The organism is Acinetobacter pollinis (assembly GCF_015627175.1).
Classification (GTDB): Bacteria; Pseudomonadota; Gammaproteobacteria; order Pseudomonadales; family Moraxellaceae; genus Acinetobacter; species Acinetobacter pollinis.
Window position 1 is genome coordinate 1 of sequence record NZ_VTDQ01000026.1, and the last position, 24272, is coordinate 24272.

Here is a 24272-nt window from a genome sequence, read left to right on the forward strand (position 1 = left end):
GTTTTAAAGTGAGTCAACATCTTAATTAATCTATCTTCCATCCAAATATCATCCTGATCAGATAGAAAAATATAGTTTGCATCTGAGAAACTTAGTGCTTTATTAAAATTAGCTATTATTCCGCCTTGTTTATCTGTACTTACTAATCTAATGCGTGAGTCATCACTTGCCATTTGTTTAATAATACTTACAGTACCATCAGTTGAAGCATCATCACTAATATATAAATGCCAGTGTTCATAATTTTGTTTTTGTATAGATTCAATCTGCTCACGAATATAATTTTCACCATTATAGGTGGCCATTACAATATCGACACACTCCATCATTTTTATACTCCTTTACGTGTGCCAATTAGATAGTTGCCAATCGCCAAAGCTTTGCATATAAATACAGATTTTAACAACAAAATTTTATTTGTTCTTGCAAGTAATGGAAAGCCTTTTACCGTATTCTGTACCGAATTTTTCAATAGTACTTGTTCTTTGTACTCTTGATATTTGCGTTGTAGTCTATTGCCTTTTATAGAATTAGCAATCACGCTATTATCATGATATCTAAAATAATTTAACTCTTCAGAGCAGTAATAAACATCACCTTTCGATAAAATTTTAATCCAGATATCCCAATCACCATTTGTTCGGAGGTGTGGAAGAGCTCCTGAGAAAGCAAGAAAAATTTCTTTTTTAAAAACAACACCACTCGCATTAGGAATTACATTTTTAAATAACATGAATCTTTTTATAAACTCTGTACCATTCATTTGAAATGAAGTATTAAATATATCTCCTCCCTTCATATCTTGTGTCCATGTAATCCATGAGCCCGTTTTTTCATTGTTGCTATTCATGCGTGTAGACTGAGCATAAGCAATCACGATTTTTTCGTTTAATGTAATTTTTTCAATCATTTTTTCCAAAAAGGATTGATCACACATATCATCGGACTCCGCAATCCAAATATAATCACCTTTAGCATATTTGAGGATTCCACTATTCCATTGATGAAAGGTTGAGCCTGAGTTCTTTTCATTAAAGATGATATGACTTACTTTGTCATGATTCCGATACTCTTCAATAATATCTCTACTATTATCTGGAGAAACATCATCCATGATAATAATTTCAAAATTCTGATATGTTTGATTTAATATACTTTCAATTCTAAATTTAATAAATTTGGCATGATTATAACTTGGAATAATAACAGATACTAAAGGCTTCATATATTTCACAAATGTTTTGCTAAGATTATTTGAGTTAAATCTATTTACTAGATTCGTTTAAATATTTGCATAACTTCTCACCGAATAAAGATTTATACCTAAAATATCCATTTCTAACAAATATTTCAGGATACTTTCTATTTGCACTAGTAAATTTAATAAGTGGAGGACAATATACTTTATTTTTATTACATATAAATAATTTAGTTACAATAGAAAGTCCTCTCCATTTTAACTTATAGTTGTAATAGTGACCTGTAGCACCAGAGTTGGCATAGAGAATACTATAGTTTTTCTTTGTGGTAATAATTGCTGCTGAAATATAGCACATTAGATAGTCTGTATTAGGTATATTTTGTATTACTGGATTATTTTCATAATTTTTATAATATGTATTTGGATCATCGCTCATACAACAACGTTGAAATTCAGCAAACCAATCTTTAATAAAATCACTATTTTCATGAGCTGCTATAAACCAATTCTCTATAATTGGTTTATCTGAATTTGTTGTACATTCATCAGTATAAAAAACAAAATTTTCATACCCATTCATCTTGGATAAAAACCAATCAAAGTTTTCAGTCAAAAGAATACTGGCATCCATCCAAATACCACCATATTTCTTTAACAAAGATAATCTTATATAGTCTGCAATAATTGCCGTTTTTAATCCTTTTTTAAACTGTGGCAATTCAATATATTTATAAATATTTTTACTATTTAATACAATAATTTCATAATCTGGGCAATTTTTTTTCGCATTATATATACAAAAATCTACGAAATAACTTTTTTGAGGTGAGTCCCAATACATCCAAATTATTTTAGGGATATTATTTTTATTTCTTAAATTTATACTATTTTTTTCAATCCAGATTAGCTTGGGATCATCTTTCTTAAAAAAATCTAATATTGCTTCTACGACATTTAATATCTTTAAATATAAATTTCTAATCATGACTTTTTCTATATACTTTTAGTGAGAATGTTTGCAATTGCACCTTAAATATTTCACCATATCTAAAAAAATAATTACATATAGTTGCAGAAATTAATTCTGTCAGAAGTACACTTATTACAGCCCCTATAAGACCATAAATATTAATAAGAAACATCGCAGTTAAAATATTAAACATAACAAGAATATTTGTCTTTCTAGACAAATAATTATATGCACTTTCCTTTACTAAATATTTATCAGATATATTAGATATACTCGACAAAAGGCATGAGAATGAAACCAATATTAAAATATTATTTACTCTTTCATACTTTTCACCATATAAATAATAAATTATATATGGGCCTAAAAAGTATAGAAAAACTATTGCACATAAAGAGATAACCAAGATTATACCGTATAAAAATGAGGTCATATTCTTACTTTTTTGAAAATTTCTCTCTGCATAAATTTGTGACATATAAGAAGTAATAACTGCATTTAGTACAAAAGAGAAGCTCATTCCAAGGGTTACTGCAACAGTATATATGCCTAAATCCTCCTGAGATTTCATACCTAGAAAAATTTGTGCTGTTCTTGTATATATAACTACAGCAAGACTATACAAAAGTAGTTTTTTACCAGCACCTAACATATAAGTCCTATATATTTTTGATGCATTACTATTTAGATTAATTTTTGTCTTATTTTTTTTATAAAAATATATTCTAATAAAATATGGAATTACACTAAAACTCATAATTGGTACAATAAACCACATTAAGCTTAAGTTCAATTTCACTATTAGATATCTAACGATCAGAGTTACTAAAATCCCAACCATATTACATATTACATTGACTTTAGACTTCAACAAAGCATCAAAGTAAATAACATATGGTGTATCATGTAATGCAAAATATAATGCTATACATGTCGCAATTGAATATATAAAAGTAAGTTGGTCTGTATAAAAATATAAGTAGGATAGTAATAATATAGAAAGAACCGAATAAATAATGGTTCTATATTTTTTTGTTGCAGCTATTAGCTTTTCGCCAATTACTCTATTTTTACTTATTTTTTGAAAAAATAAATTTTCTGAACCAAACATAGAAATAGTTTGAATAACAGCAAATAATGAACTGGCGAATACTAATTTCCCATAGTTATCTGGGCCAATGTACTTTGCAACCATAGAAGTTACAAAGATAAGTCCAAATATAGATAAAATTTTCTCTAAAATAAGCCAAAGACTATTCGAGAAAACCTTATTTTTTAAAAAACCAACTTTAGACATCTCTGTAACCACTATTATACATACAATAACTCTAACAACTAAAAAATACTTTCTTTATAAATTGCATCTTTCAGACTCATTGCAATTTCATCTTTTTCACTAACTAAAGGCTTTATAATTTCATTAATAGGCCATTCGATATTTATCTCTTTATCATTCCAAACGATTGAACGCTCACACTCTTTAGAGTAATAGTTAGTTGTTTTATATAAAAACTGTGTATTATCTTCTAAAGCAATAAAACCATGTGCAAATCCGGCAGGAATCCAGAACTGTTTATGGTTTTCACCAGTCAGCTCTACACCTACCCACTGTCCGAAAGTTGCAGAATCTTTACGAATATCTACAGCAACATCCCATGCACGGCCCTGCACTACTCTTACAAGCTTGCCCTGTGCATGTGGGTTCAGTTGATAATGTAAACCTCTAAGCACACCTTTTTGTGAATAAGAGTGATTATCCTGAACAAATTTTGGAACATCCAAGCCACGATCAGTGAGTGCTTTTTCAAACACTTGCTGATTAAAACTTTCCATAAACCAACCGCGATCATCTCCAAAAACACGAGGCTCTAATATCAATAAATCTTTAATTTTTGTTTCAATAATATTCATAGTTCGTACTCTTTATAAGCTTAAATATTATATTTATTTAGATTCTTGATGAAGTTTTAATAAATATTGTCCATAACCTGTTTTCTTAAAGAATTCGCCTCGTGCTAATAGTTGTTCTCGGCTAATCCAACCATTATTAAAAGAAATTTCTTCAAGGCTTGCAACTTTTAAGCCCTGTCTATGCTCAATAGTTTGTACAAACTGACTTGCTTCTAGTAAAGAGTCGTGTGTTCCTGTATCTAGCCATGCAAAACCACGTCCTAATACTTCAACATTTAAGTTTTCTTGTTGAAGATAGACATTATTTACATCTGTGATTTCAAGTTCACCACGATGAGATGGTTTTATATTTTTCGCAATCTCTACCACAGCATTGTCATAGAAATATAATCCTGTAACTGCATAGTTAGATTTTGGCTGTTCAGGTTTTTCTTCGATGCTAAGCGCTTTACCTGAATCATCAAAATCAACAACACCAAATCTTTCCGGATCATTCACATAGTAACCAAAAACTGTTGCACCTTTTTCTTGTTGTGCAGCTCGTTTTAGTTGCTCACTAAAATGCTGTCCATAGAAAATATTGTCGCCTAAAATAAGGCATACATTATCGTCACCAATAAACTCTTCACCTAAAATAAAAGCTTGCGCCAAACCGTCTGGAGAAGGTTGTACTTTGTAAGACAGTTCTATACCTAGCTCTTTACCAGTGCCAAGTAGCTTTTCAAAGTTTGGTAAATCTTCAGGTGTTGAAATAATAAGAATTTCCTTAATACCTGCAAGCATTAATACAGATAAAGGATAGTAAATCATTGGCTTATCATAAATGGGTAAGAGTTGTTTCGATGTACCCATAGTAATTGGATACAGTCTTGTACCTGAGCCACCTGCCAAGATAATGCCTTTACGATTTTTTTGCTGAGTCGTCATATTATTTCTCCAAGCGCATGCGCTACGCCTTGTTGCCAATTTGGCAAGTGAATTTTAAAATTTGTTCTAATTTTTTCAGTATTTAGCCTTGAGTTCAAAGGGCGTTGTGCAGGAGTTGGGTAATCACTTGTTGCCACTTTATGTACTTGTTTTACTTTAAGTTCAAGCCCTTTCTCTCTTGCTATAGAAAAAATAAAGTTTGCATAGTCAAACCAAGATGTCTCTCCTTGAGGCGCTAAATGATAGTGCCCATGCAGTGAGTCTTGCTTATCTGTATTTGCAAAATAATAGCGTATTGCATGTGCGGTCACATCTGCAATTAAACTTGCACTTGTAGGCGCACCAATTTGGTCATGAATAATACTGAGCTCATCTTTACTTTGTGCAAGTTTAAGCATAGTTTTAATAAAGTTATGACCATGCGTGCCATACACCCAACTGGTGCGAAAGTTTAAGAACTTTGCTTTAGAGCTTTCAAGTGCAACTTCTCCCGCTCTTTTGGTTACACCATAAACATTATTGGGTGAAGTTGTGTCAGTTTCTAACCATGCTTTCTTGCCAGTTCCCGCAAAGACATAGTCTGTAGAATAATGAATGAGCAATGCATTATATTGACATGCCAGATCTGCTAAAACCTGAACAGATTGATGATTAATTAAATCTGCATTTTCCTGTTCAGTTTCAGCTTTATCCACCGCAGTGTATGCCGTTGCATTTACAACGACATCGGGTTTTATTTGATCAAATATTTTTTGAAGTCCTTGATGATTGGTAATATCACCAGTTAAATTCAAAGTAGGACATGTATTTCTATCTAATGCGTAAACTTCACCAAGCGGCTGTAAAGCACGTTGTAGCTCCCATCCCACTTGACCATTTTTTCCTAGAAGTAAAATTTTCATAATTAGACTCAATTTAGCCAGTTATTCATCATATTGAGTTTTTACCCAATTTTGATATTCGCCACTTTGAACTCGTTGAACCCAATCGGTATTGTTTAAATACCATTGCACTGTTTTCTTTAAGCCAGTTTCAAAGCTTTCTACAGGCGTCCAGCCTAAATCTTTTTCAATCTTACTTGCATCAATGGCATAACGTAAATCGTGACCAGGTCTATCTTTCACATAAGTAATTAAGTCTAAATAGTTATGCACACCTTCTGGTTTATTTGGTGCAAGCTCTTCAAGTAACTGACAAATTGATTTTACAACATCGATATTCTTTTGTTCGTTATGTCCACCAATATTATAGGTTTCGCCTACTTCTGCTTCGGTAACTACTTTATAAAGCGCACGTGCATGATCTTCTACATACAGCCAATCACGAATTTGCTCACCGTTACCATAGATTGGTAAAGGTTTACCTGCGAGAGCATTTAAAATAATAAGTGGTATGAGTTTCTCAGGGAAATGGTACGGGCCATAATTGTTTGAGCAGTTGGTAATCACCACAGGTAAGCCATATGTTCGATGCCAAGCGCGCACTAAGTGATCTGAGCTTGCTTTACTTGCAGAATAAGGTGAACTTGGCGAGTACGGTGTTGTTTCTAAAAATAAATCTTCTGTACCTTCTAAGTCTCCATACACTTCATCTGTAGAAATATGATGAAATCTGAAAGCATTTTTCTTTGTAGACCCCAATTGACTCCAATAATGACGTGCTGCTTCTAGTAGTTGGTAGGTTCCAATAATATTTGTTTCTATAAAGTCTTTTGAACCTGTAATTGAACGATCTACATGAGACTCTGCCGCCAAATGCATCACTAAATCTGGTTGAAAATCTTTAAATAATTGATCTAAATTAACACGATCACAAATATCAGTTTGTGAAAATCGATAACGCTCATTATTTTCAATGTCTCGTAATGACTCTAAATTACCTGCATACGTTAGTTTATCTACGTTTAATACACTATTTTTTGTTTCATTAATCAGATAACGTACTACAGCAGAACCAATAAACCCTGCACCGCCTGTTACTAAGATATTCATTTAACACCAATTTTTTATTTAGAAGTTTAAAGGGAGTTTTATACTAAGAGATGCACCGCTGTCATTTTTTGAGTAATCTGAGTCACCTAACCATGCACCCACTTGCACATGAATGTCTGATTTAACTTGAGTTTCCCAACCCAGTTCAATCGCTTTCATTTTATCATTTGTTGGAAATGCTTTATTAATGTCTAAGTTAGACTGATTTAGCTTCGCATATAACAAACGACCTGTAATACGGTTGGTCGCGTTTAATTGAATATTTCCACCTAAAGAGTACATTTGACCATCGCCACCCATACCATGACCAATTGGGTAACCGTATTGATAGTATCCATCTGTATATTGATGGTGGTTGTATGTGTACCCTTCTACCTTACCACTGGTACGAGTATCTGCCCACTCTGCATATAATTGATATGGTAGTTCACCATAATTTGATGAGAAATCAATACCTGCTAAATAAAGATTTCTTGAAGGTAATTTACCAGATTCATCTTCCCCAATCATTTGTCCATATAACCCTACAGGTATATTAAACAGTGGCTGTAAATTTAATCGTGCGTCAAATCCACCTAATTGGTTAGATGCATTATCATTATTCACCCAACTATTGTTTTCATATGCATTGTCTCGGCCAATAAATGCATTCCAGTAGGCATCAAAATCGCTTGGTTGACCTCTGCCACCAATTTGAAATGTTCTAGATGCTCCTAGCTCTAAAGACTGGAAAGGTTGTATTGTCAGTCGCATACCTATTAAATTTGCTTTAGGAACAGCAGTATAACGCTGCAATTGACCTGCAAAAATTTGATATTGCCAAGGTCCTATCCAAGAAAGCCATTTTGTTTCAAAAGCTTTTTGCTCTGCTCTTTGCATTAAGAAACCAGGAACAGGTCGAGTTGCATCGCCTCGAATAAGGCTACCGTCATGACCAGGCCCCCAAAATGTAGGGACTGAGCCAAAACTAATCCATTGATTCCAAATCTTTCCAGCTAAATAAGAACCTTCTACATTCACATTGTTACCATTATCAATGCGCTGTCGGTCTTCTGCATTAACTTGTAAATGAGCATCCCAATTCTCTGTACTTTTTTGCAATGTAAAACTTGCACGATTTTGTGATGCATTATCATTACCAAAGGTTGCAGGTAATTTATTACGATCGGTCGATGCTTTTAACTCAACTTGACTCAGGGTATTACCCTCATCAATTTTTCTTTGAATTGAATCGAGTACTTTACGTTGTGCTATATTTTCAGGTTTGGCATGCTGTAAAGCATCTTGTATTGCTGCCGTACTCAAAGGCCAAGTCGATGTCGTGACCTGAATGACACCTTGTTGGTTTAACCAATTCAAATCAGATCTTAAACTTGCATCATTCATTAAAAATGCTTGAGCAAATGTCGTAGAAGACACCATAGTGAGTAAAGGTATCATCCATTTTTTTTGTAATTTCATTCTTTTTACCTCAAGCAAGTTCTTTGTATTTTATTCCTTTGCCTTATAGTCATAGCTATAGTTATAGCCATATCCACCACTACGTTGAATGTCATTTAAAACAACGCCATGAATTTGACTATCTGCATTTAAGAAACGATTTAGTGTTAACTCTAATTCTTTTTTATCAGTTTTCGCAAATCGAACTACAACCAAGTTAACATCACTAAATTGTGAAACGATGGTCGCATCTGTCACTGCAAGAACAGGAGGTGTATCAATAATGATATGGTCATACTGTGTTTTTAGCTCATCGAGCATACGCTCAAATAGGCCAGTATTTAAAATTTCAGAAGGGTGTGATGGATTTTTACCACGTCCTATAAACTGCAAATTTTCTAGCTCGGTATTTTTTAATACAGTCTGAATTTTTGCCTTTTCTGTAAGAACTTCTGCTAAGCCTTGTTCATTTTCATGACTAAAGTATTTATGTAAGTAACCACGACGCATATCTCCATCTATAAGAAGAATTCGGCTCCCACTTTGCGCTAAAATAACGGCTAAATTTGCAGAAATAAATGACTTACCTACAGCAGGTGATGCACCTGAAATCATAATTACTTTATTTGCTGTTTTAGCAAGTGCAAAATGAATCGCTGTACGTAAGCTTCTTAAACTTTCAACTGCAACATCATCACTATCTTTAAGTGCAAGAACAGGCACACTTTTCTTTTTCTTAAGTATTTTATCCTTAAGAAGTTGTTGTGGAGAGCGCGGTACAGTCGCAAAAACAGGAATATCAAATTCACTCTCAATTTCAGAGGTATCCTTTATACCTGAACGCATTAGATTACGTGTGAGGGAGAAAATAACGCCAAAAAATAGGCCTACAATAATTGAAAGTACCAGCGTAATTAAAGAGCGAGGTTTTATAGACTTTACAGGTTCTACAGCAGTGTCAATAATACGTACATTTCCAATTTCACCCGCTTTAGCAACACTCATGGTCTGATATGTATTTAAAAGATTAGTATAAAGTTGGTTTTTAACTTGTACTTCTCGGTATAACTGTAAATATTGACGCTGGGTTTCGGGAAGTTTCTTTAAACTACTGTTCAATTCAGCAATTTTATTATCAATTGCTGTTAATTGTGCATTTATTTGCTGTAACATCGGGTGTTGTGCTGTATATTTAGTTGCAAATTCTGCTTGCTTTTCTTTAAGCACAATTTTTTGAGTTTCTAAATCTACACTTTGCTTTAAAAATAGCTGTGCTTCTTGGTTAATATCAACAGTATTATTTTTCTCTCGAAAACGGTTAAAAGTTTTCTCTGCATCATCTAAATCTGTGCGTAATTCAGGTAATTGCTTACTTAGAAAAGATAATGTTTGTGCTTTTTGTGCAGAGCTGCTTTCAATGTTTTGTTGCTTATAATTAATTAAAACATTATTTAATGCATGCGTAATTAGCTCTTTGTCTGTCCCTTGGTAGTTCAGACCAATAATATTGGTTTGTTTTCCTCTCTCTTGTGCAGAGTAATTATCTAAAAAGTTCTTCGTCGCGGTAGTTAATGCATTTTTTATTAAGAAATAATTATTTCTTAGCTGACTATTACCATCAATTTCTATTTGCCATTCCTCTCCAGAAGAAGATTTTAATGTTTCTAACTTATTTAGTTGGCCTTTCAGTAATACACGATTAGTCTCCGTATCGGTTAAAGTGTATGCGCCATTACTAAAAGTCAGTAAAAGTTTAGCATCTAAAAATTGTTGAGGTACTTGTAGTTTTTTAACTGTAAAATTTTGAACATCATCTTTAACCTCTACACCTTGCTCTGAATAGCTTTTGTTGAAGTTTAATGGATTAAATATCTTATTAATAAAAGAATCATGTTCTGGTTGAACAGAAATATCTAAATTTAATTGCTTAATTGTAGTTCCCAGTACAAGGCGCGACTTTAAAATTTCAACTTCACCATCTGCAACTTGAGTCCCTCCTAGTCCACTACTACCCATAATACTGGAAAGATCTTTACCTAATAATGCAGATGAAGCACTACCTTTGTCCTCTACCTGTACCATTGCATCTACAGCATAGACTTTTGGGGTCACTCTTAAATATAAAACTGCGCATAATAAACTAACTAATATGCAGATGCTAATGAGTTTCCACTGAGCAATCAGGGAAAAAAATAATTCTTTTAAATCAATTGTATCTTCTGTTTTTACTGTTGAATAGCTCATAGTGTCTGCATCAATTTGTTAATTTTTTTTTCCAATCTGCTACACAAGTAGCAATTAAATCAGCTGTTTCATCAAAAACATACTGTTCATGTCTGAATGGATCAGCGACATTTTTATCTTGCCAATGACCAAGACGAAATGTTTTACCTTTTGCTACAGGCCAAGTTTGCTCAACATGTCGTTGTTGTCGCGAACTCATCACAAGAATGATATCAGCATCAGACACCAATGCTTGATTAAGTTGTCTTGCAGTATGGGGTTCTAAATTAATATCAAACCTCTGTGCTGTTTGTTTGGCTTTATCATCAGCAGGATGATCGACTAAAGCAGAAATACCTGCAGAGGATATGTTCAGATCAGGACACTCTTTTTTTAAAAAATATTCAGCCATTGGGCTTCGGCAAATATTTCCGATGCAAACGACCAATACGTTCTTTATAAGCATTTTTTAGTCCTTACCTAATTGCTGAAGCGTATATAATGTGCTTGAGAATGGAATAATTTGATTCACAACACGTTGCCAACGTGTCAAACCTGTTGCATCAATATATACAATATCGTTACGTTGCATTGCAAACTGAGTTGCCAAGCCAAAATCACCAATATTTGAAAGATTTAAGTGATAAATCGCTGTACTACGTTGCTTAGGGTCCGTTCTTACTACATAAACTTTGCTCGAATTTGCAGAGCCGGGATCTAAGCCTAAACCTTCGCCAATTACATCAGCTAAGCTCATGCCTTGGTCACGCATAGGCAATGCTTGGTTTTTCCCAGCTTCACCCATCAAGTATATTTTATTGTCTGCTTTTGTATTTACATATACTGTATCATTTGGCTGAATAAGTAGTTGATTTAGCGAAAATCCAGCTTTTTCTAAGGCAACTGTGTTCAGGTTATAGGTTTGACCATTTCTAACCAATGAAATAGATGTACTATCCCCTGTTGTTGTTACGCCACCTGCCATACCGAGTGCGGCATACAAACTTACAGGTTGATCATTTAAATAGTATTGACCACCTTTCGTTACATTACCTTGCACTGAATAACGTTTTCCTTGGTAAGCAATAACCCGAACCAATACATCAGGAGTTTTTAAATAACGACTAAATAGATGTTTAACATCTTTATTAATTTGGGAAAGTGTTTTACCTTCTGCTTTATACTGTCCGATTAAAGGAAGCTGAATATATCCCTCTTGGTCTATAGGGTAACCATATGCTTGTACACTTTGATCATTACTAATCGTTATAGAAGGAGGTGCTATTTCAGGATAATTCCACAACTGAATGGAAAGTACATCGCCAGGCGACATTCTATAGATATGTTGCTGAGCATCAAAAAGTACTCTGTACTGTGCAAGATTATTAATATTTGACTGTATTCCTAGAGGAATTGTATTTTGATTTAAAGGAATTACATTTACTGTTGTACCCAAATCAGTTTTGTACATTCCTTCTGCTGGAACATTATATGTTTGTAAACCAGAAACAACTGTACAACCAGTAATACTTGTACAAAAGAAACCTATCAGAAATATTTTAGAGTAATTCACTTTTATCACTTGTCAGCAACTGTAATAAATTTTATTTGCCTTATCATAATCGATTTTTTGTATAATCCAAGCATTGCAACATAATTTATTTTCTTTGATTAAAATACGAACAAAAAATAAGCCGTAAAGTCTTATTTCTCGCCCTGCTTTTTTATAAAATATAATATTAAATGGTAACTTACAACATTTTTAAATCATGAATGTTCGATAAAAAAAATCTGCTTTTTTTATACATTAAAAAATATATTTTTAAGGTTTCCTACTTATTCTTTAAAATGATTGAAATCACGCTTAAATAAAACAATATATACAACAACTTTTAGGATAGTTTATGATTCATAGTGCATACACTTTTGATATAAGTAATATTGAATCACCAATCACACATAATTTATTTATAAGTACTCCGAGTATTCCAATGCTCTCTCAAAAAAATATATCCTCTACTTCATTTCACAAGCGATTAAAAACTTTCTTTTATTTTTCAGAAGAGTCAAAAGATTCAACACAAATAACTTACCATAACGTCCTTTACAATATTAATATCAGCAAATTTACACAAGCGTTAGAAAATATTTCTGCGACTGTAAGCCAGTTTCAATGTGCCAAAAGTATTCGAATTGCCTTACAAACGGCGGGAGCGAAAATATTACAACATCCTATTGCCGCATCCGACTGGGGGCAAACGTTAGAAAGTTTAGGTTATAAAAAAATACAACCTGCTTTTGACCAGCCTCTAGAAGGTGACATTTATATTATAAAAAGAACAAAACGTCATAGCTATGGGCATATTGCAGGTTATACAGGAACAGAATGGGTGTCTGACTACAAACAACCTACATATGAGGTCTACCACGACAGTGGGGTAAAATATCAATACTATCGCTTAGACAGCTCATCTTAATTAATCTAGCATAAACTGAATAATCTGATTTACATGTGCTTTAGTCGTGTCAAAAAGTGGAATATTTAAAATATTTTCATCGGGAAGAAGCATTCCTATTTCTGTACACCCTAAAACAACACCCTGTATTCCTTCATTTTTTAATTTACGAATAATTTCTATGAATTGAAGTCTAGAAGACTCATGAATCTGCCCACAGCATAACTCTTCATAGATAATTTTATGGACAAATTTTCGATCTTCGACGTGAGGAATGGTAACCTTAATATCATGACTTTGTAATTGATATTTATAAAAATTTTGCTCCATCGTAAATCGTGTACCAAGCAAAGCAGTATGTCGAATATTTTTCTGTAAAACTGCTTGAGCGGTTGCATCTGCAATGTGTAAGAAAGGTACATTCAGCTCATCTATAATTTCTGGAGCACAAATATGCATGGTATTCGTGCACAATGCGATACCATCTACATCTGCATTCTGTAGCTTAATAGCTTCTCTTGTTAAAAAATCACTTGCCTCTTTCCATTTTCCTTGTTTTTGTAATATCTCAATTTGTGCAAAATTAATACTATTTAAAATAATTTGAGCAGAATTCAAACTGCCAAGTTCACGTTGTATACCGCGATTAATTTGTTGATAGTATAGATCAGTGGACTCCCAACTCATGCCACCTAAAAGACCAATCGTTTTCATTATTATTTCCTTTAAATACAGCAGATATCAGAGAAAATATTTTGATATCTGCTGTAACGTAATACTTAAGAGGCATTTAGAAATTGCTGTACTGCCTTCGCAAAACGGATTAAACCTTCTTCTACTTCTTCTTCAGAAATAACCAATGCAGGTGCAAATCGAATGACATTTGGGCCTGCAACCAATACAAGTAAACCAAACTCACTCGCGATATTCATTAATCGGCCTGCTTGACCAGTAAATTCAGATTTTAACACTGCACCAAGCAGTAAGCCTTGACCACGAATTTCCTCAAAGATTGAAGTCGATTTATTTATTTCTTCAAGACCACGAACAAACTGTTTATGACGATTTTTGACACCTTGCAAAACAGTATCTGTATTTACAAACTCAAATACAGCATTTGCAACAGCACTTGCCAATGGGTTTCCACCATATGTGGTTCCATGATCACCCACTGAATACATATTCGCAAAATGATCTGTCGTCAGCATGGCACCAATTGGAAAGCCGCCTCCTAATGCTTTTGCAGAAGTTAGAATATCTGGAGTTACACCTGTGTTCATATAAGCATATAAACTACCTGTACGCCCTACACCTGTTTGTACCTCATCAAAAATAAGTACGGCGCCTTTTTCTGTACAGTACTCACGTAGACCTTTTAAAAACTCGAGACTTGCAGGTACAACACCACCCTCACCTTGTATCGGCTCGACAATGACAGCACACGTATTTTCTGTAATCGCAGATTTTGCAGCAGCCAAATCATTATATTCAATATGCTCTATACCTTTTGGTAACGGTGCAAAATCTTGAGAATACTTTGGTTGTCCACCTGCTGTTACTGTAAAAAGTGTTCTTCCATGAAATGAATTTTTAAAAGAGACAATCTGATTTTTATGCTCACCACCTATTTTTAAACCAACCTTTCTTGCAAGCTTTAAAGCCGCTTCATTCGCTTCTGCACCCGAATTACAGAAAAAAACTTTATCTGCAAATGTATTGTCGACTAAATTTTTTGCTAAACGTAATACAGGCTCATTGGTATAAATATTACTCACGTGCCATAACTTCTTGGCTTGTTCTGTCAGTGCATCTACAGCAACAGGATGAGCATGACCTAAGCTATTTACAGCAATTCCACCAGCAAAATCAATATACTCTTTACCTTGTTGATCCCACACACGAGAACCCTCTCCTCGGACTGGAATAAACGTAGCAGGAGAGAATACGGGAACCATCCAATCATCAAAATTTTGACGAGTTATTTGATCTTGCGATTGCATTTTATGCCTCTGTTGTATAAATGACTTTCTATATTAGTTTTATCATAAACAAAACGACTGAAAAAAATTATTTTATTTTTCATTCATCAAAAAAAATGCTTGGGATTTACCCAAGCATTTTAAAAATCTATTTAAATGAGATTAGCCTGGGAATATTCCACGTTCTTTTCGGGCTTTTAAAATACGTTCACATGCCAAAATATAAGCTGCCGTACGTAAACTACATGACTTTTCTTCAGAAGTATTCCAAACATCTTCAATTGCTTGAATCATTAACTTGTCCAAACGCTCGTTAATTTCATCTTCACTCCAGAAGTAACTAGCCATATCTTGTACCCATTCGAAATAACTGACCGTTACACCGCCAGCATTACAAATAACATCAGGTACAACAGTAACACCACGACTTAACAATACATCATCAGCAGTTGGATATGTCGGGCCATTCGCACCTTCAAGCACCATTTTTGCAGATAATCTTTCAGCACGTTCTACTGTAATTTGTCCCTCTAAAGCAGCAGGAATGAAAATATCCATTTCTACATCCCAAAAGGCTTCATTCTCTATTTTCTGACTATTTTCAAAGCCTGCAACACCCTGATGCTCTTCTACATAGTTTTGTAGCGCTTTTACATCTAGTCCATCGGCATTAAAAATTGTTCCAGTATGATCTTGTACAGCAACAACTTTTGCACCTGCTTGACTAAACAAGTAAGCGGCCTCATTACCTACATTACCAAAGCCTTGTACTGCTACCTTGCTATTTTCAATAGATAAACCAATTTTTTTCGCAGCTTGTAAACCAGTTACAAACACACCACGACCTGTTGCACGTACACGCCCTAGCGAACCGCCAAGATGTACAGGTTTACCTGTCACAACACCTGTGACTGTATGCCCATGCTGAGTCGAATATGTATCCATCATCCAACCCATAATATTCGGGTTTGTGCCCACATCTGGTGCAGGGATATCTTGCTGTGGACCAATAACAGGGCTAATTTCAGTCGTGAAACGGCGTGTTAAACGCTCTAACTCACGTGCCGATAGTTTTCTAGGATCAACACGTACACCGCCTTTTGCCCCACCAAAAGGTAAGTTTAATACAGCAGTTTTAATGGTCATCCATGCAGATAAAGCCATGACTTCATTTAGATCTACACTTGGATGGTAGCGTATACCACCTTTACCTGGACCACGTGACAGATTATGCTGCACACGATAGCCTTCAAAGTGTTGAATCGATCCGTCATCCATAACAATCGGTACATCAACAATTAATGCGCGCTTTGGTCTTTTCAATGTATCTATATAATTTTTGAGATCACCTAGATATGGCGCAACACGATCAATCTGCGCTAAATAAGTTTGCCAAGCATCTGTATTTTCATTTACATAAGAAAGGTTTGACATGTGTTCCTTGACCTTTTCGCTATTTCGAGCAGCTCATCACACATAAATTTTATATTGGATAAATATATTATTTATTGCAATTTACTGGGCTCATTTCTATTCAGAACTTTTTGGTTCTATATAAATAAAAGAAGTTAAATAATAAACTTATTATTTAACTTCTTTCGCTATCATATACCTGCCAATACAAAAATCAATCAATAAGAACTGATTCAAATATCAGAAATAACGATTAAAAATAATCGTTATTTATTTGTAAATAAAGCAAAATTTATACCAGCCTTAGAGAGGTGAAACCATAAAAATACAATAATTTTTAGTGTTCAAAAAAAGTTAAAGTTAATTATTTAGGAGAAAGATATTTATAAAAATATAATCTCGTTATTTATGTCTACCCATTTCTTTCGTACAAAAAAATATAAAAAGATTGCTTTTATATTACACAAGATATTTGTCTATTTTTTAAACTAAAGAATAAATACCCGCACACTAATAAAAATTAATCAAAAACAAATCACACAAGGAATAAAAATGTATATAACTATTGGGGATTTCATAAACCAACGTTTAAAGCAAGCAGGTATTACTTACGTTTTTGGTGTACCTGGCGACTTTAACCTTTCTTACTTAGAACAAATAGAAGCAGATAGAGGGCTGCAATTCATTGGCACATGTAACGAGCTTAATGGAGCATATGCAGCAGATGGATATGCTCGAATTAAACAGCTTTCTGTTTTGGTCACCACCTATGGGGTTGGAGATTTAAGTGCAATTAATGGCATTGCGGGTGCTTTTGCAGAGCATGTTCCCATTGTGCATATTTCTGGCATTCCACCTTTACATGCTGTGAAGCATGGTGCTCCGCTTCACCATACACTTTTAGATGGGAACTACGATCATATTATGAATTGTATGCGACCATTTACTGTAGCACAGACAAGATTAACCCCAGAAAATATTGTCGATGAATTAGATCGTGTACTCAGTGCATGTCTACGATATAAACAACCTGTTCATATCCAACTACCATCCGACATTACTCATATTCGTATTAAACAACCGACTCAACCCTTCCAATACCAACATTACCAAACAGATAAAGACTACTTAAAACGGGTATCTCAAAAAATTCAATCCAAACTTCAAGAAGCCAAAAATCCAGTTTTATTAATAGACCATCTGGCCGATAAATTTGGTTTTGCATCGGCAATTCAACATATTTCCGAAAAACAGAAAATTCCTTTAGCCATCTTAGGTACGGCTAAAAATATTATTTCTGAATCGGCCTCTTACTACCTTGGAACATATAGTGGTATCGCATCTTTACCTAATGTCAAAGCCGCTGTAGAAACATCTGACTGTCTTATTTGCTTCGGAACTCAATTTGCAGACATCAATACTGGTTTTTTTCACTATCAATTGCCTGAAAACAGAATAACCATTCAACCCTATAGCGTTTCAATTGATGATGAGAATTTTGAAGGGATCGAAATATTAGGGCTTATTCATGAAACATTTCATATAGAAAATGACAGTCAACCTATACATCAAAGCCAGACATTGACGATTAAAAAGAATAACCCTAGAGATGCTCTAAGTCATAAAACACTTTGGCCATTAATTGCAAATTTTTTAAAACCAAACGATATTATTTTAGGGGAAGCAGGCTGTTCAAGTTCTGGCTTAAATAGTATTCCTTTACCTTTTGAAGCGAAATATATTTCTCAACCGATTTGGAGCTCAATTGGCTATACATTGCCTGCTTTATTAGGCACTTTACTTGCCAGTCCACAAGCAAGACATCTTCTATTTATTGGTGATGGTTCCTTACAATTAACTGTACAAGAGATTTCTACAATTATCCGCCATCAGCTCAAACCTATTATTTTTATTTTAAATAATGGTGGCTACACAGTAGAACGTAAAATATTAGGTCAACAAGCAAAATACAATGATATCCAAAACTGGCGTTACACCGAACTTGCTCATGTTTTCTACGGTGAAGCAAGAACGTTCCACGTGGAAACATTACAAGATTTGCAAGACACACTTAGTTATTTAGAAAATGATACTTCACAACTGACATTGGTTGAAATAAAACTTCCAAAATTAGATGCACCCGAAAGCTTAAATAAATTTGGTGCAGTGGTTGCAAATTACGATTATGGAACATACGCAATGTCAAAATTTAAACACTAATTACATAGTAAAACAGGCAGATTATCTGCCTGTTTTACTTATTATTCCTAGTTCTTGTCGTGCTTCATCTCAGACATATTATGGTCATGCTGCATTGACATATGATCCATATTCATAGGCTCACTTGCAGACTGGCCATCGCCTGACCATGTTTTGGCGTACTCATTTACATTGCGCGTATCGTGTTGCATTGATAAAAATAAAAAGCCTAAAAACAACACTCCACATACTGTCGCAATAATTACACCGAGCCAGCCTTTCTTACCTGAACTTTTTACATTTGTTGTCATTTCAATATCCTTTCCAATTATTTGAGTCATTACTTTTAAAATTTAAATAATTTGTGGAGGCGCTTGACTCAAAGGAAAACAATATTTTCTAATACGAATATCAGGATTTTTTAGCCGAAATACATATAAAAATAAGAATATACTTAGCCATTTTACATCCTCAAATTCAACTTGAGGAAACCACGGTAAAGCGTGACTATACAATAAGCAGAATAGGCAAACGACATGTAAAGTATGCTTTTGATGTGGTACTTGAGTGCGATGAAAATGGGAAGAATGTAAAGTATCTTGATGTGGAAAGCTAATACGAAGCTCTTCACAGAGTGAACCTTGTTGATGATCTGCAGATTGCAAAACAGGCTGTAAGAAAAAATTAAGTTGTAAACTCCATGCGCAAAGGCACAGAAAAATGCCCAAACGTTTTGTCAATGAAGTGCCAATCATCAGGTTACTGTTTGTTATATTCTAATCAAGTTTCTCATGATTAAAAGTAAATTATAAAAAAACACGTGACTAGCACGTGTTTTTTTACTAAAAATTCAATTTTAGAATGGTACACGCTTGTATTGACGATATTCAGGCGTCCAAAAATTATCCTGAATATTCTTTTGTAGCAATTCATCTGAAATTTCTGGTGCAACACCTGCTGCAATTGCAGCTTTAGCCACCTCAAAAGCAATCACTTTAGATACTGCTTTAATATCATTTACATCTGGCAACAAATCGCCTTGTGTATCATGCAATAACGGTGAACAGTCTGCCAATGCTGTACTTGAAGCCATTAACATACTATCTGTTACACGCGTTGCACCCGATGCAATAATACCTAAACCAATACCTGGGAAAATATACGAGTTATTACACTGCGCAATATTATGCAGTTTGCCTTGATAGTTTACTGGTGCAAATGGGCTGCCCGTTGCAATTAATGCTTTACCCTCTGTCCATTGAACAATATCGGCAGGTACAGCTTCTGCACGCGATGTTGGATTTGAAAGCGGTAATACAATCGGACGCTCACAATGTGTATTCATCGTGCGAATAATTTCTTCGGTAAATAAGCCCGGCTGACCAGATACACCAATTAATACGGTTGGTTTCGCATTTTGCACCACATCTAGTAAAGAAATAACATCTGTTGTATCCCAAGATTCAATCACAGACGCTTTTTGTGCAAGTTTCTTTTGGAAATCTAAAACATTCGGCTGATTATCTGTAATTAGACCAAAACGGTCGACCATAAAGATACGTTCACGCGCTTCTTCATCAGTTAACCCTTCTGCTACCATTTGTGCCACAATTTGTTCTGCAATACCACAACCTGCTGAACCTGCACCCAAGAAAGTGATTGTTTGATCTTTAAGTGCTTTACCCGCAGCGCGACTCGCTGCAATCAAACTACCCACAGATACGGCTGCCGTCCCTTGAATGTCATCATTAAAGCAACAAATTTTATCGCGATATTTATTCAATAGTGGTAATGCATTTTTCTGTGCAAAATCTTCAAATTGAATTAATGCTTTTGGCCAACGGCGGCGAATTCCACGAATAATATGATCGACAAATTCGTAATACTCATCTCCTGTAATACGCGGTTGTCGCCATCCCATATAGATCGGATCATTGAGTAATTGTTGACTATTTGTCCCAACATCAATCGTAATTGGCAGTGTATAAGCAGGACTAATTCCACCACATGCGGTATATAAAGACAACTTACCAATTGGAATACCCATTCCACCAATTCCTTGGTCACCTAAACCAAGAATTCGCTCGCCATCTGTAATCACAATGACTTTGACATTCTTACGATTCACATTTTGTAAAATATCATCAATATGATCACGGTCAGGATAAGAGATAAATACCCCACGATGACGGCGATAAATATCAGAAAAACGCTGACATGCCTCACCCACTGTTGGTGTATAAATAATTGGCATCATTTCAGACAAATGATCTTCAATCAGTCTAAAAAATAATGTCTCATTGGTATCTTGAATATTTCTTAAATAGATGTGCTTATTAATATCACTATTAAATGCACTGTATTGTTGGTATGAACGCTGACTTTGCTCTTCAATCGTTTCAATAACGTGAGGAATTAAACCATGTAAATTGAATCGTGTTCTTTCATCTTCACTAAATGCCGAACCCTTATTCAATAAAGGAAGTTCTAATAACGTATTGCCTGCATAAGGAATATAAAGTGGACGTTTTTGGGGTAAGTCAGAATTCATACGCTCTCTCATCTTTGCCATAACTGTATAAACAGTATGCGATCATATCTTGCTCTAAGCTTAATTGTTTTTTTTAGAAATGGATATGTTTATTTATCATTGAAGAGTTTTTTTATAAAAAATACCCTTAAATAACAAAGGCTCATTCTATTTAAGGGCAGGATTGGAGAAAGGTCTAACAGTCTATACTTTATGCTTTTTTCTTTGCGAAACGTCCAAACTTACGGTTAAAGTTTGCCACACGGCCTTCGTTGCTTGCCTGACGAACTTCGCCTGTATAAAACGGATGAGATGCACTTGAAATATCTAACGTCATGTATGGATATTCTTTTCCTTCATAAACTTTTGTTTGCTTAGGTTGTAATGTCGAACCAATAATGAAATATGCATCTGCATTGGTGTCATGAAACAAGACTTGCTGATATTTAGGGTGAATATTTCTCATAATGAGTACCTGAATATAATTAGATTAGTGTTACTTTATAACATAACAATAAACCTTTTTATATGCGTTGTCAATTTGTCAAAATATACGAAACATTCCCTAAAGAAGCCGAAATTTGGTATATTTACTGTTTTTATGCAACAGTTTTTCTATTGATATGAATACGGCCATACAAGCAGCTTTAGACCATGCGGTGCAAACACTTATTGCTCAAGAAATTCTCCCTGCAGACTGGAAGAATGTAAGTCACCTCACCCGTACCAAAGACCGAAGCCACGGCGATTTTGCGTCAAACATTGCTATGGTTGGCTCAAAAGCTGCAGGTATGAAACCTCGAGATCTTGCAGAGAAAATATTGGCTGCGTTACCGCAAGTTTCAGAAATTAGTAAAGCTGAAATTGCAGGGCCAGGCTTTATTAACTTCTTTTTAAATGCAGATGAGCGCTATGCTGTATTAGATCAGATTCAACAACAACAAGAACAATTTGGTCGCACCACACATAATGCAGAGCAACGTGTACAAGTCGAATTTGTATCTGCGAATCCAACATCAAGCTTACACGTAGGTCATGGTCGTGGTGCAGCCTATGGTATGACAGTTGCTAATCTACTTGAAGCAACTGGCGCTACTGTCGATCGTGAGTATTATGTCAATGATGCTGGTCGTCAAATGGATATCCTTGCAACATCGACATACTTACGTTATTTAGAGCTTAATGGGCAAACACTCGTTTTTCCAAAAAATGCATATCAAGGCGACTACGTTAAAGAAATTGCACAAAGTATTCTCGACCAAGATGGAACTGAATACAATTTCCCTGTTGCAGACGTATATAAAGATGTTCCAGAAGACGTTCAATATGCAGAAGAGCTCGATAAAGATGGTAACAAAGTTATTCTATCTGGCGATAAAGAAAAGCATATTGATGGTTTAATCGCAAATGCACAAAACCTTCTTGGGCCAAACTACCGTATTTTCCATCAAGCAGCACTCGATGCCATTTTAGAAGATATTAAAGATGACCTAGGTGAGTTTGGTGTTACGTTTAATCAATGGTTTAGCGAAGCAACGCTTGCAGACAAGATTGAAGAAGCATTAGAAACGCTTGAACAGCGTGGTTTCTTATACGAAAAAGATGGCAATATCTGGTTTAAATCGACTGAATTTGGCGATGAAAAAGACCGTGTTGTAAAACGCCGTAATGGTCAGGCTACTTATTTTGCTTCAGACATCGCTTATCATTTAAATAAACTTCAACGTGGCTATACACAACTCGTAAATATCTGGGGCTCAGATCACCACGGTTATATTGCACGTGTAAAAGCGGCAATTGATGCTTTAGGCTATGACTCCTCAAAACTTACTGTCCTTCTTGTACAGTTTGTAAGCCTATGGCGTGGGGGAGAAATGTTGCAAATGTCTTCTCGCTCAGGACAATTTGTGACATTACGCGATTTGCGTAAAGAAGTTGGTAACGATGCAGCACGTTTTTACTATGTTATGCGCAAAAGTGAACAGCATATCGACTTTGACTTAGACTTAGCAGTATCACAAAGTAAGGATAACGCAATTTACTACATCCAGTATGCACATGCACGTATTTGCCGTATGCAAGAAAAGGCAAAAGAGGTCGGTATTACTTTTAATACGATAGATGCACGTCCTTTCGCAGAACACTTAACACTAGAAGCAGAAACAGCAATTTTAGCAAAACTGGCTGCTTATCCTGATGTTGTTTCACGTGCTGCTCATGCATACGAACCACATCAAGTTGGTAACTATCTTAAAGAACTTGCTGCCCTATTCCACGCTTGGTATAACGAACATAAAGTACTGAATGATGATGCAAATCTCACGCAAGCACGTCTTCTTCTTTCTGCAAATGTACAACAAGTTTTACGTAATGGTTTAACACTTCTGGGTGTATCTGCACCTGAAGCAATGTAAGTTAGAGGAATCTTAACGTGTTTGGTAAAGTGCAACGTGGTGTTTCAAAAAAACCCAAACCATCTAAATCAAAATTATTTCCTAGTTGGTTAGGGACAGTTGTGATTATTCTGATCGTACTCTTTGGTGCGGTTACTTTTGCACTTTGGAAACCTTGGGCACCTGTGCAACACCCCCAAGTCAGCCAAAATACCATGAGTAAAGATACCGAAACCAACCATGACTATCGTTTCTATGACCAGTTGCCAAAGCAACAGGTTACACCAATTCCTGAACAAGCTGTTCCAACAGGGCAGACAACGACAAATAGTATTATTGTAGAAGCACCTCAGCCAGCTTCAGATGTCGTAAATGCAGGAATAACGGGTAACGATACAGCGCCAGTTTCGTATATTTTACAGGTAAAAAGCTTCCAAGACCCAGATAGTGCCGATGCAAGACGTTCAGAAATTTTAATGAACAAATTGCCTGCCGATGTGATTACAAGCACAGAAGGTGGACAAACTTGGTATCGCGTTATCTCAGGTCCATATCAAACACAGCAAGAAGCCATACTTGCACAGCAAACCTTACAAAACAGTGGTATCGACTCTATTGTCGTAAAAAATTAAGGTTCCA

23 protein-coding genes are annotated in these 24272 nt (G+C 35.0%); 4 read left to right on the plus strand and 19 right to left on the minus strand.

The window, feature by feature from the left end; translation table 11 throughout:
- The 12 genes from I2F23_RS09830 to I2F23_RS09885 form a co-directional block, all read right to left on the minus strand.
- Positions 1-329, minus strand: a 329-nt coding sequence (locus I2F23_RS09830) for a glycosyltransferase (RefSeq protein ID WP_228285999.1), incomplete at its 3' end; no start/stop codon positions are given.
- Between the two features lie 2 nt (positions 330-331).
- Positions 332-1225 carry a glycosyltransferase family 2 protein gene (locus tag I2F23_RS09835; protein ID WP_195772429.1) on the minus strand — a complete coding sequence of 298 codons (894 nt, stop codon included), beginning with the start codon at positions 1223-1225 and terminating at the stop codon, positions 332-334.
- 40 nt (positions 1226-1265) lie between these two features.
- Positions 1266-2186 carry a glycosyltransferase family 32 protein gene (locus tag I2F23_RS09840; protein WP_195772430.1) on the minus strand — a complete coding sequence of 307 codons (921 nt, stop codon included), beginning with the start codon at positions 2184-2186 and terminating at the stop codon, positions 1266-1268.
- Complete coding sequence (locus tag I2F23_RS09845; RefSeq protein WP_195772431.1) at positions 2179-3468, minus strand: oligosaccharide flippase family protein; 1290 nt, start codon at positions 3466-3468, stop codon at positions 2179-2181. The genes I2F23_RS09840 and I2F23_RS09845 overlap by 8 nt, the downstream gene beginning before the upstream one ends.
- 38 nt (positions 3469-3506) lie before the next feature.
- Positions 3507-4082: a dTDP-4-dehydrorhamnose 3,5-epimerase gene (gene rfbC / locus I2F23_RS09850; protein WP_195772432.1), complete on the minus strand. Its 576-nt coding sequence runs from the start codon at positions 4080-4082 to the stop codon at positions 3507-3509.
- 33 nt (positions 4083-4115) lie between these two features.
- Complete coding sequence (gene rfbA / locus I2F23_RS09855; protein ID WP_195772433.1) at positions 4116-5009, minus strand: glucose-1-phosphate thymidylyltransferase RfbA; 894 nt, start codon at positions 5007-5009, stop codon at positions 4116-4118.
- Positions 5006-5911 (minus strand): dTDP-4-dehydrorhamnose reductase, encoded by a 906-nt coding sequence (gene rfbD, locus I2F23_RS09860; RefSeq protein WP_195772434.1) that lies wholly within the window; start codon positions 5909-5911, stop codon positions 5006-5008. Before rfbD ends, rfbA begins: the two co-directional genes overlap by 4 nt.
- 21 nt (positions 5912-5932) lie before the next feature.
- On the minus strand, positions 5933-7000 hold the full coding sequence (gene rfbB / locus I2F23_RS09865; protein WP_195772435.1) for a dTDP-glucose 4,6-dehydratase: 1068 nt from the start codon (positions 6998-7000) through the stop codon (positions 5933-5935).
- An 18-nt stretch (positions 7001-7018) separates the two neighbouring features.
- A complete protein-coding gene (locus tag I2F23_RS09870; RefSeq protein WP_195772436.1) occupies positions 7019-8461 on the minus strand; it encodes a capsule assembly Wzi family protein in 1443 nt (480 codons plus the stop codon).
- Between the two features lie 30 nt (positions 8462-8491).
- Positions 8492-10684 carry a polysaccharide biosynthesis tyrosine autokinase gene (locus I2F23_RS09875; RefSeq protein WP_195772437.1) on the minus strand — a complete coding sequence of 731 codons (2193 nt, stop codon included), beginning with the start codon at positions 10682-10684 and terminating at the stop codon, positions 8492-8494.
- A 10-nt stretch (positions 10685-10694) separates the two neighbouring features.
- A complete protein-coding gene (locus I2F23_RS09880; RefSeq protein WP_195772438.1) occupies positions 10695-11129 on the minus strand; it encodes a low molecular weight protein-tyrosine-phosphatase in 435 nt (144 codons plus the stop codon).
- Positions 11130-11132: 3 nt separating this feature from the next.
- Positions 11133-12236, minus strand: a complete 1104-nt coding sequence (locus I2F23_RS09885) for a polysaccharide biosynthesis/export family protein (RefSeq protein ID WP_407648020.1) — start codon at positions 12234-12236, stop codon at positions 11133-11135.
- Between the two features lie 331 nt (positions 12237-12567).
- On the opposite strand from I2F23_RS09885, the gene I2F23_RS14055 reads away from it, so the two are divergent.
- Complete coding sequence (locus I2F23_RS14055) at positions 12568-13140, plus strand: CHAP domain-containing protein (RefSeq protein ID WP_195772439.1); 573 nt, start codon at positions 12568-12570, stop codon at positions 13138-13140.
- Here I2F23_RS14055 and I2F23_RS09895 read toward each other — a convergent pair whose 3' ends face one another.
- From I2F23_RS09895 to I2F23_RS09905, 3 genes are all read right to left on the minus strand, one after another.
- Complete coding sequence (locus tag I2F23_RS09895; RefSeq protein WP_195772440.1) at positions 13141-13833, minus strand: aspartate/glutamate racemase family protein; 693 nt, start codon at positions 13831-13833, stop codon at positions 13141-13143.
- A 65-nt stretch (positions 13834-13898) separates the two neighbouring features.
- Positions 13899-15119 (minus strand): bifunctional succinylornithine transaminase/acetylornithine transaminase, encoded by a 1221-nt coding sequence (locus tag I2F23_RS09900; RefSeq protein ID WP_195772441.1) that lies wholly within the window; start codon positions 15117-15119, stop codon positions 13899-13901.
- Positions 15120-15260: 141 nt separating this feature from the next.
- On the minus strand, positions 15261-16532 hold the full coding sequence (locus tag I2F23_RS09905) for a Glu/Leu/Phe/Val family dehydrogenase (protein WP_195772442.1): 1272 nt from the start codon (positions 16530-16532) through the stop codon (positions 15261-15263).
- Positions 16533-17063: 531 nt separating this feature from the next.
- Between I2F23_RS09905 and I2F23_RS09910 the strand changes: the two genes are divergently transcribed.
- Positions 17064-18731, plus strand: a complete 1668-nt coding sequence (locus I2F23_RS09910; protein WP_195772443.1) for an alpha-keto acid decarboxylase family protein — start codon at positions 17064-17066, stop codon at positions 18729-18731.
- A 47-nt stretch (positions 18732-18778) separates the two neighbouring features.
- Here the strand turns inward: I2F23_RS09910 and I2F23_RS09915 are convergent, their stop codons facing one another.
- From I2F23_RS09915 to I2F23_RS09930, 4 genes are all read right to left on the minus strand, one after another.
- Entirely contained in the window at positions 18779-19021 is a 243-nt protein-coding gene (locus I2F23_RS09915; protein ID WP_195772444.1) for a hypothetical protein, read from the minus strand.
- Between the two features lie 42 nt (positions 19022-19063).
- Positions 19064-19450 carry a hypothetical protein gene (locus I2F23_RS09920; protein WP_195772445.1) on the minus strand — a complete coding sequence of 129 codons (387 nt, stop codon included), beginning with the start codon at positions 19448-19450 and terminating at the stop codon, positions 19064-19066.
- A 116-nt stretch (positions 19451-19566) separates the two neighbouring features.
- Positions 19567-21261, minus strand: a complete 1695-nt coding sequence (locus I2F23_RS09925) for an NAD-dependent malic enzyme (protein ID WP_195772446.1) — start codon at positions 21259-21261, stop codon at positions 19567-19569.
- Between the two features lie 190 nt (positions 21262-21451).
- Positions 21452-21709, minus strand: coding sequence for a type B 50S ribosomal protein L31 (locus tag I2F23_RS09930; protein WP_195772458.1), 258 nt, complete (start codon positions 21707-21709; stop codon positions 21452-21454).
- Between the two features lie 154 nt (positions 21710-21863).
- Between I2F23_RS09930 and argS the strand changes: the two genes are divergently transcribed.
- Positions 21864-23654, plus strand: a complete 1791-nt coding sequence (gene argS, locus I2F23_RS09935) for an arginine--tRNA ligase (protein ID WP_195772447.1) — start codon at positions 21864-21866, stop codon at positions 23652-23654.
- Positions 23655-23671: 17 nt separating this feature from the next.
- Entirely contained in the window at positions 23672-24265 is a 594-nt protein-coding gene (locus I2F23_RS09940) for an SPOR domain-containing protein (RefSeq protein WP_195772448.1), read from the plus strand.
- The last annotated feature ends 7 nt before the right edge of the window (positions 24266-24272 follow it).

What these genes read in the sequence shown, in the direction of transcription:
- argS (WP_195772447.1), top strand. Translation starts at nt 21,864, where the DNA reads ATGAATACGGCCATACAAGCAGCTTTAGACCATGCGGTGCAAACACTT.
- I2F23_RS09895 (WP_195772440.1), bottom strand. Translation starts at nt 13,833, where the DNA reads ATGAAAACGATTGGTCTTTTAGGTGGCATGAGTTGGGAGTCCACTGAT.
- rfbB (WP_195772435.1), bottom strand. Translation starts at nt 7,000, where the DNA reads ATGAATATCTTAGTAACAGGCGGTGCAGGGTTTATTGGTTCTGCTGTA.
- I2F23_RS14055 (WP_195772439.1), top strand. Translation starts at nt 12,568, where the DNA reads ATGATTCATAGTGCATACACTTTTGATATAAGTAATATTGAATCACCA.
- I2F23_RS09875 (WP_195772437.1), bottom strand. Translation starts at nt 10,684, where the DNA reads ATGAGCTATTCAACAGTAAAAACAGAAGATACAATTGATTTAAAAGAA.
- rfbD (WP_195772434.1), bottom strand. Translation starts at nt 5,911, where the DNA reads ATGAAAATTTTACTTCTAGGAAAAAATGGTCAAGTGGGATGGGAGCTA.
- I2F23_RS09880 (WP_195772438.1), bottom strand. Translation starts at nt 11,129, where the DNA reads ATGCTTATAAAGAACGTATTGGTCGTTTGCATCGGAAATATTTGCCGA.
- rfbC (WP_195772432.1), bottom strand. Translation starts at nt 4,082, where the DNA reads ATGAATATTATTGAAACAAAAATTAAAGATTTATTGATATTAGAGCCT.
- I2F23_RS09925 (WP_195772446.1), bottom strand. Translation starts at nt 21,261, where the DNA reads ATGAATTCTGACTTACCCCAAAAACGTCCACTTTATATTCCTTATGCA.
- I2F23_RS09845 (WP_195772431.1), bottom strand. Translation starts at nt 3,468, where the DNA reads ATGTCTAAAGTTGGTTTTTTAAAAAATAAGGTTTTCTCGAATAGTCTT.
- I2F23_RS09840 (WP_195772430.1), bottom strand. Translation starts at nt 2,186, where the DNA reads ATGATTAGAAATTTATATTTAAAGATATTAAATGTCGTAGAAGCAATA.
- I2F23_RS09910 (WP_195772443.1), top strand. Translation starts at nt 17,064, where the DNA reads ATGTATATAACTATTGGGGATTTCATAAACCAACGTTTAAAGCAAGCA.
- rfbA (WP_195772433.1), bottom strand. Translation starts at nt 5,009, where the DNA reads ATGACGACTCAGCAAAAAAATCGTAAAGGCATTATCTTGGCAGGTGGC.
- I2F23_RS09915 (WP_195772444.1), bottom strand. Translation starts at nt 19,021, where the DNA reads ATGACAACAAATGTAAAAAGTTCAGGTAAGAAAGGCTGGCTCGGTGTA.
- I2F23_RS09905 (WP_195772442.1), bottom strand. Translation starts at nt 16,532, where the DNA reads ATGTCAAACCTTTCTTATGTAAATGAAAATACAGATGCTTGGCAAACT.
- I2F23_RS09870 (WP_195772436.1), bottom strand. Translation starts at nt 8,461, where the DNA reads ATGAAATTACAAAAAAAATGGATGATACCTTTACTCACTATGGTGTCT.
- I2F23_RS09900 (WP_195772441.1), bottom strand. Translation starts at nt 15,119, where the DNA reads ATGCAATCGCAAGATCAAATAACTCGTCAAAATTTTGATGATTGGATG.
- I2F23_RS09835 (WP_195772429.1), bottom strand. Translation starts at nt 1,225, where the DNA reads ATGAAGCCTTTAGTATCTGTTATTATTCCAAGTTATAATCATGCCAAA.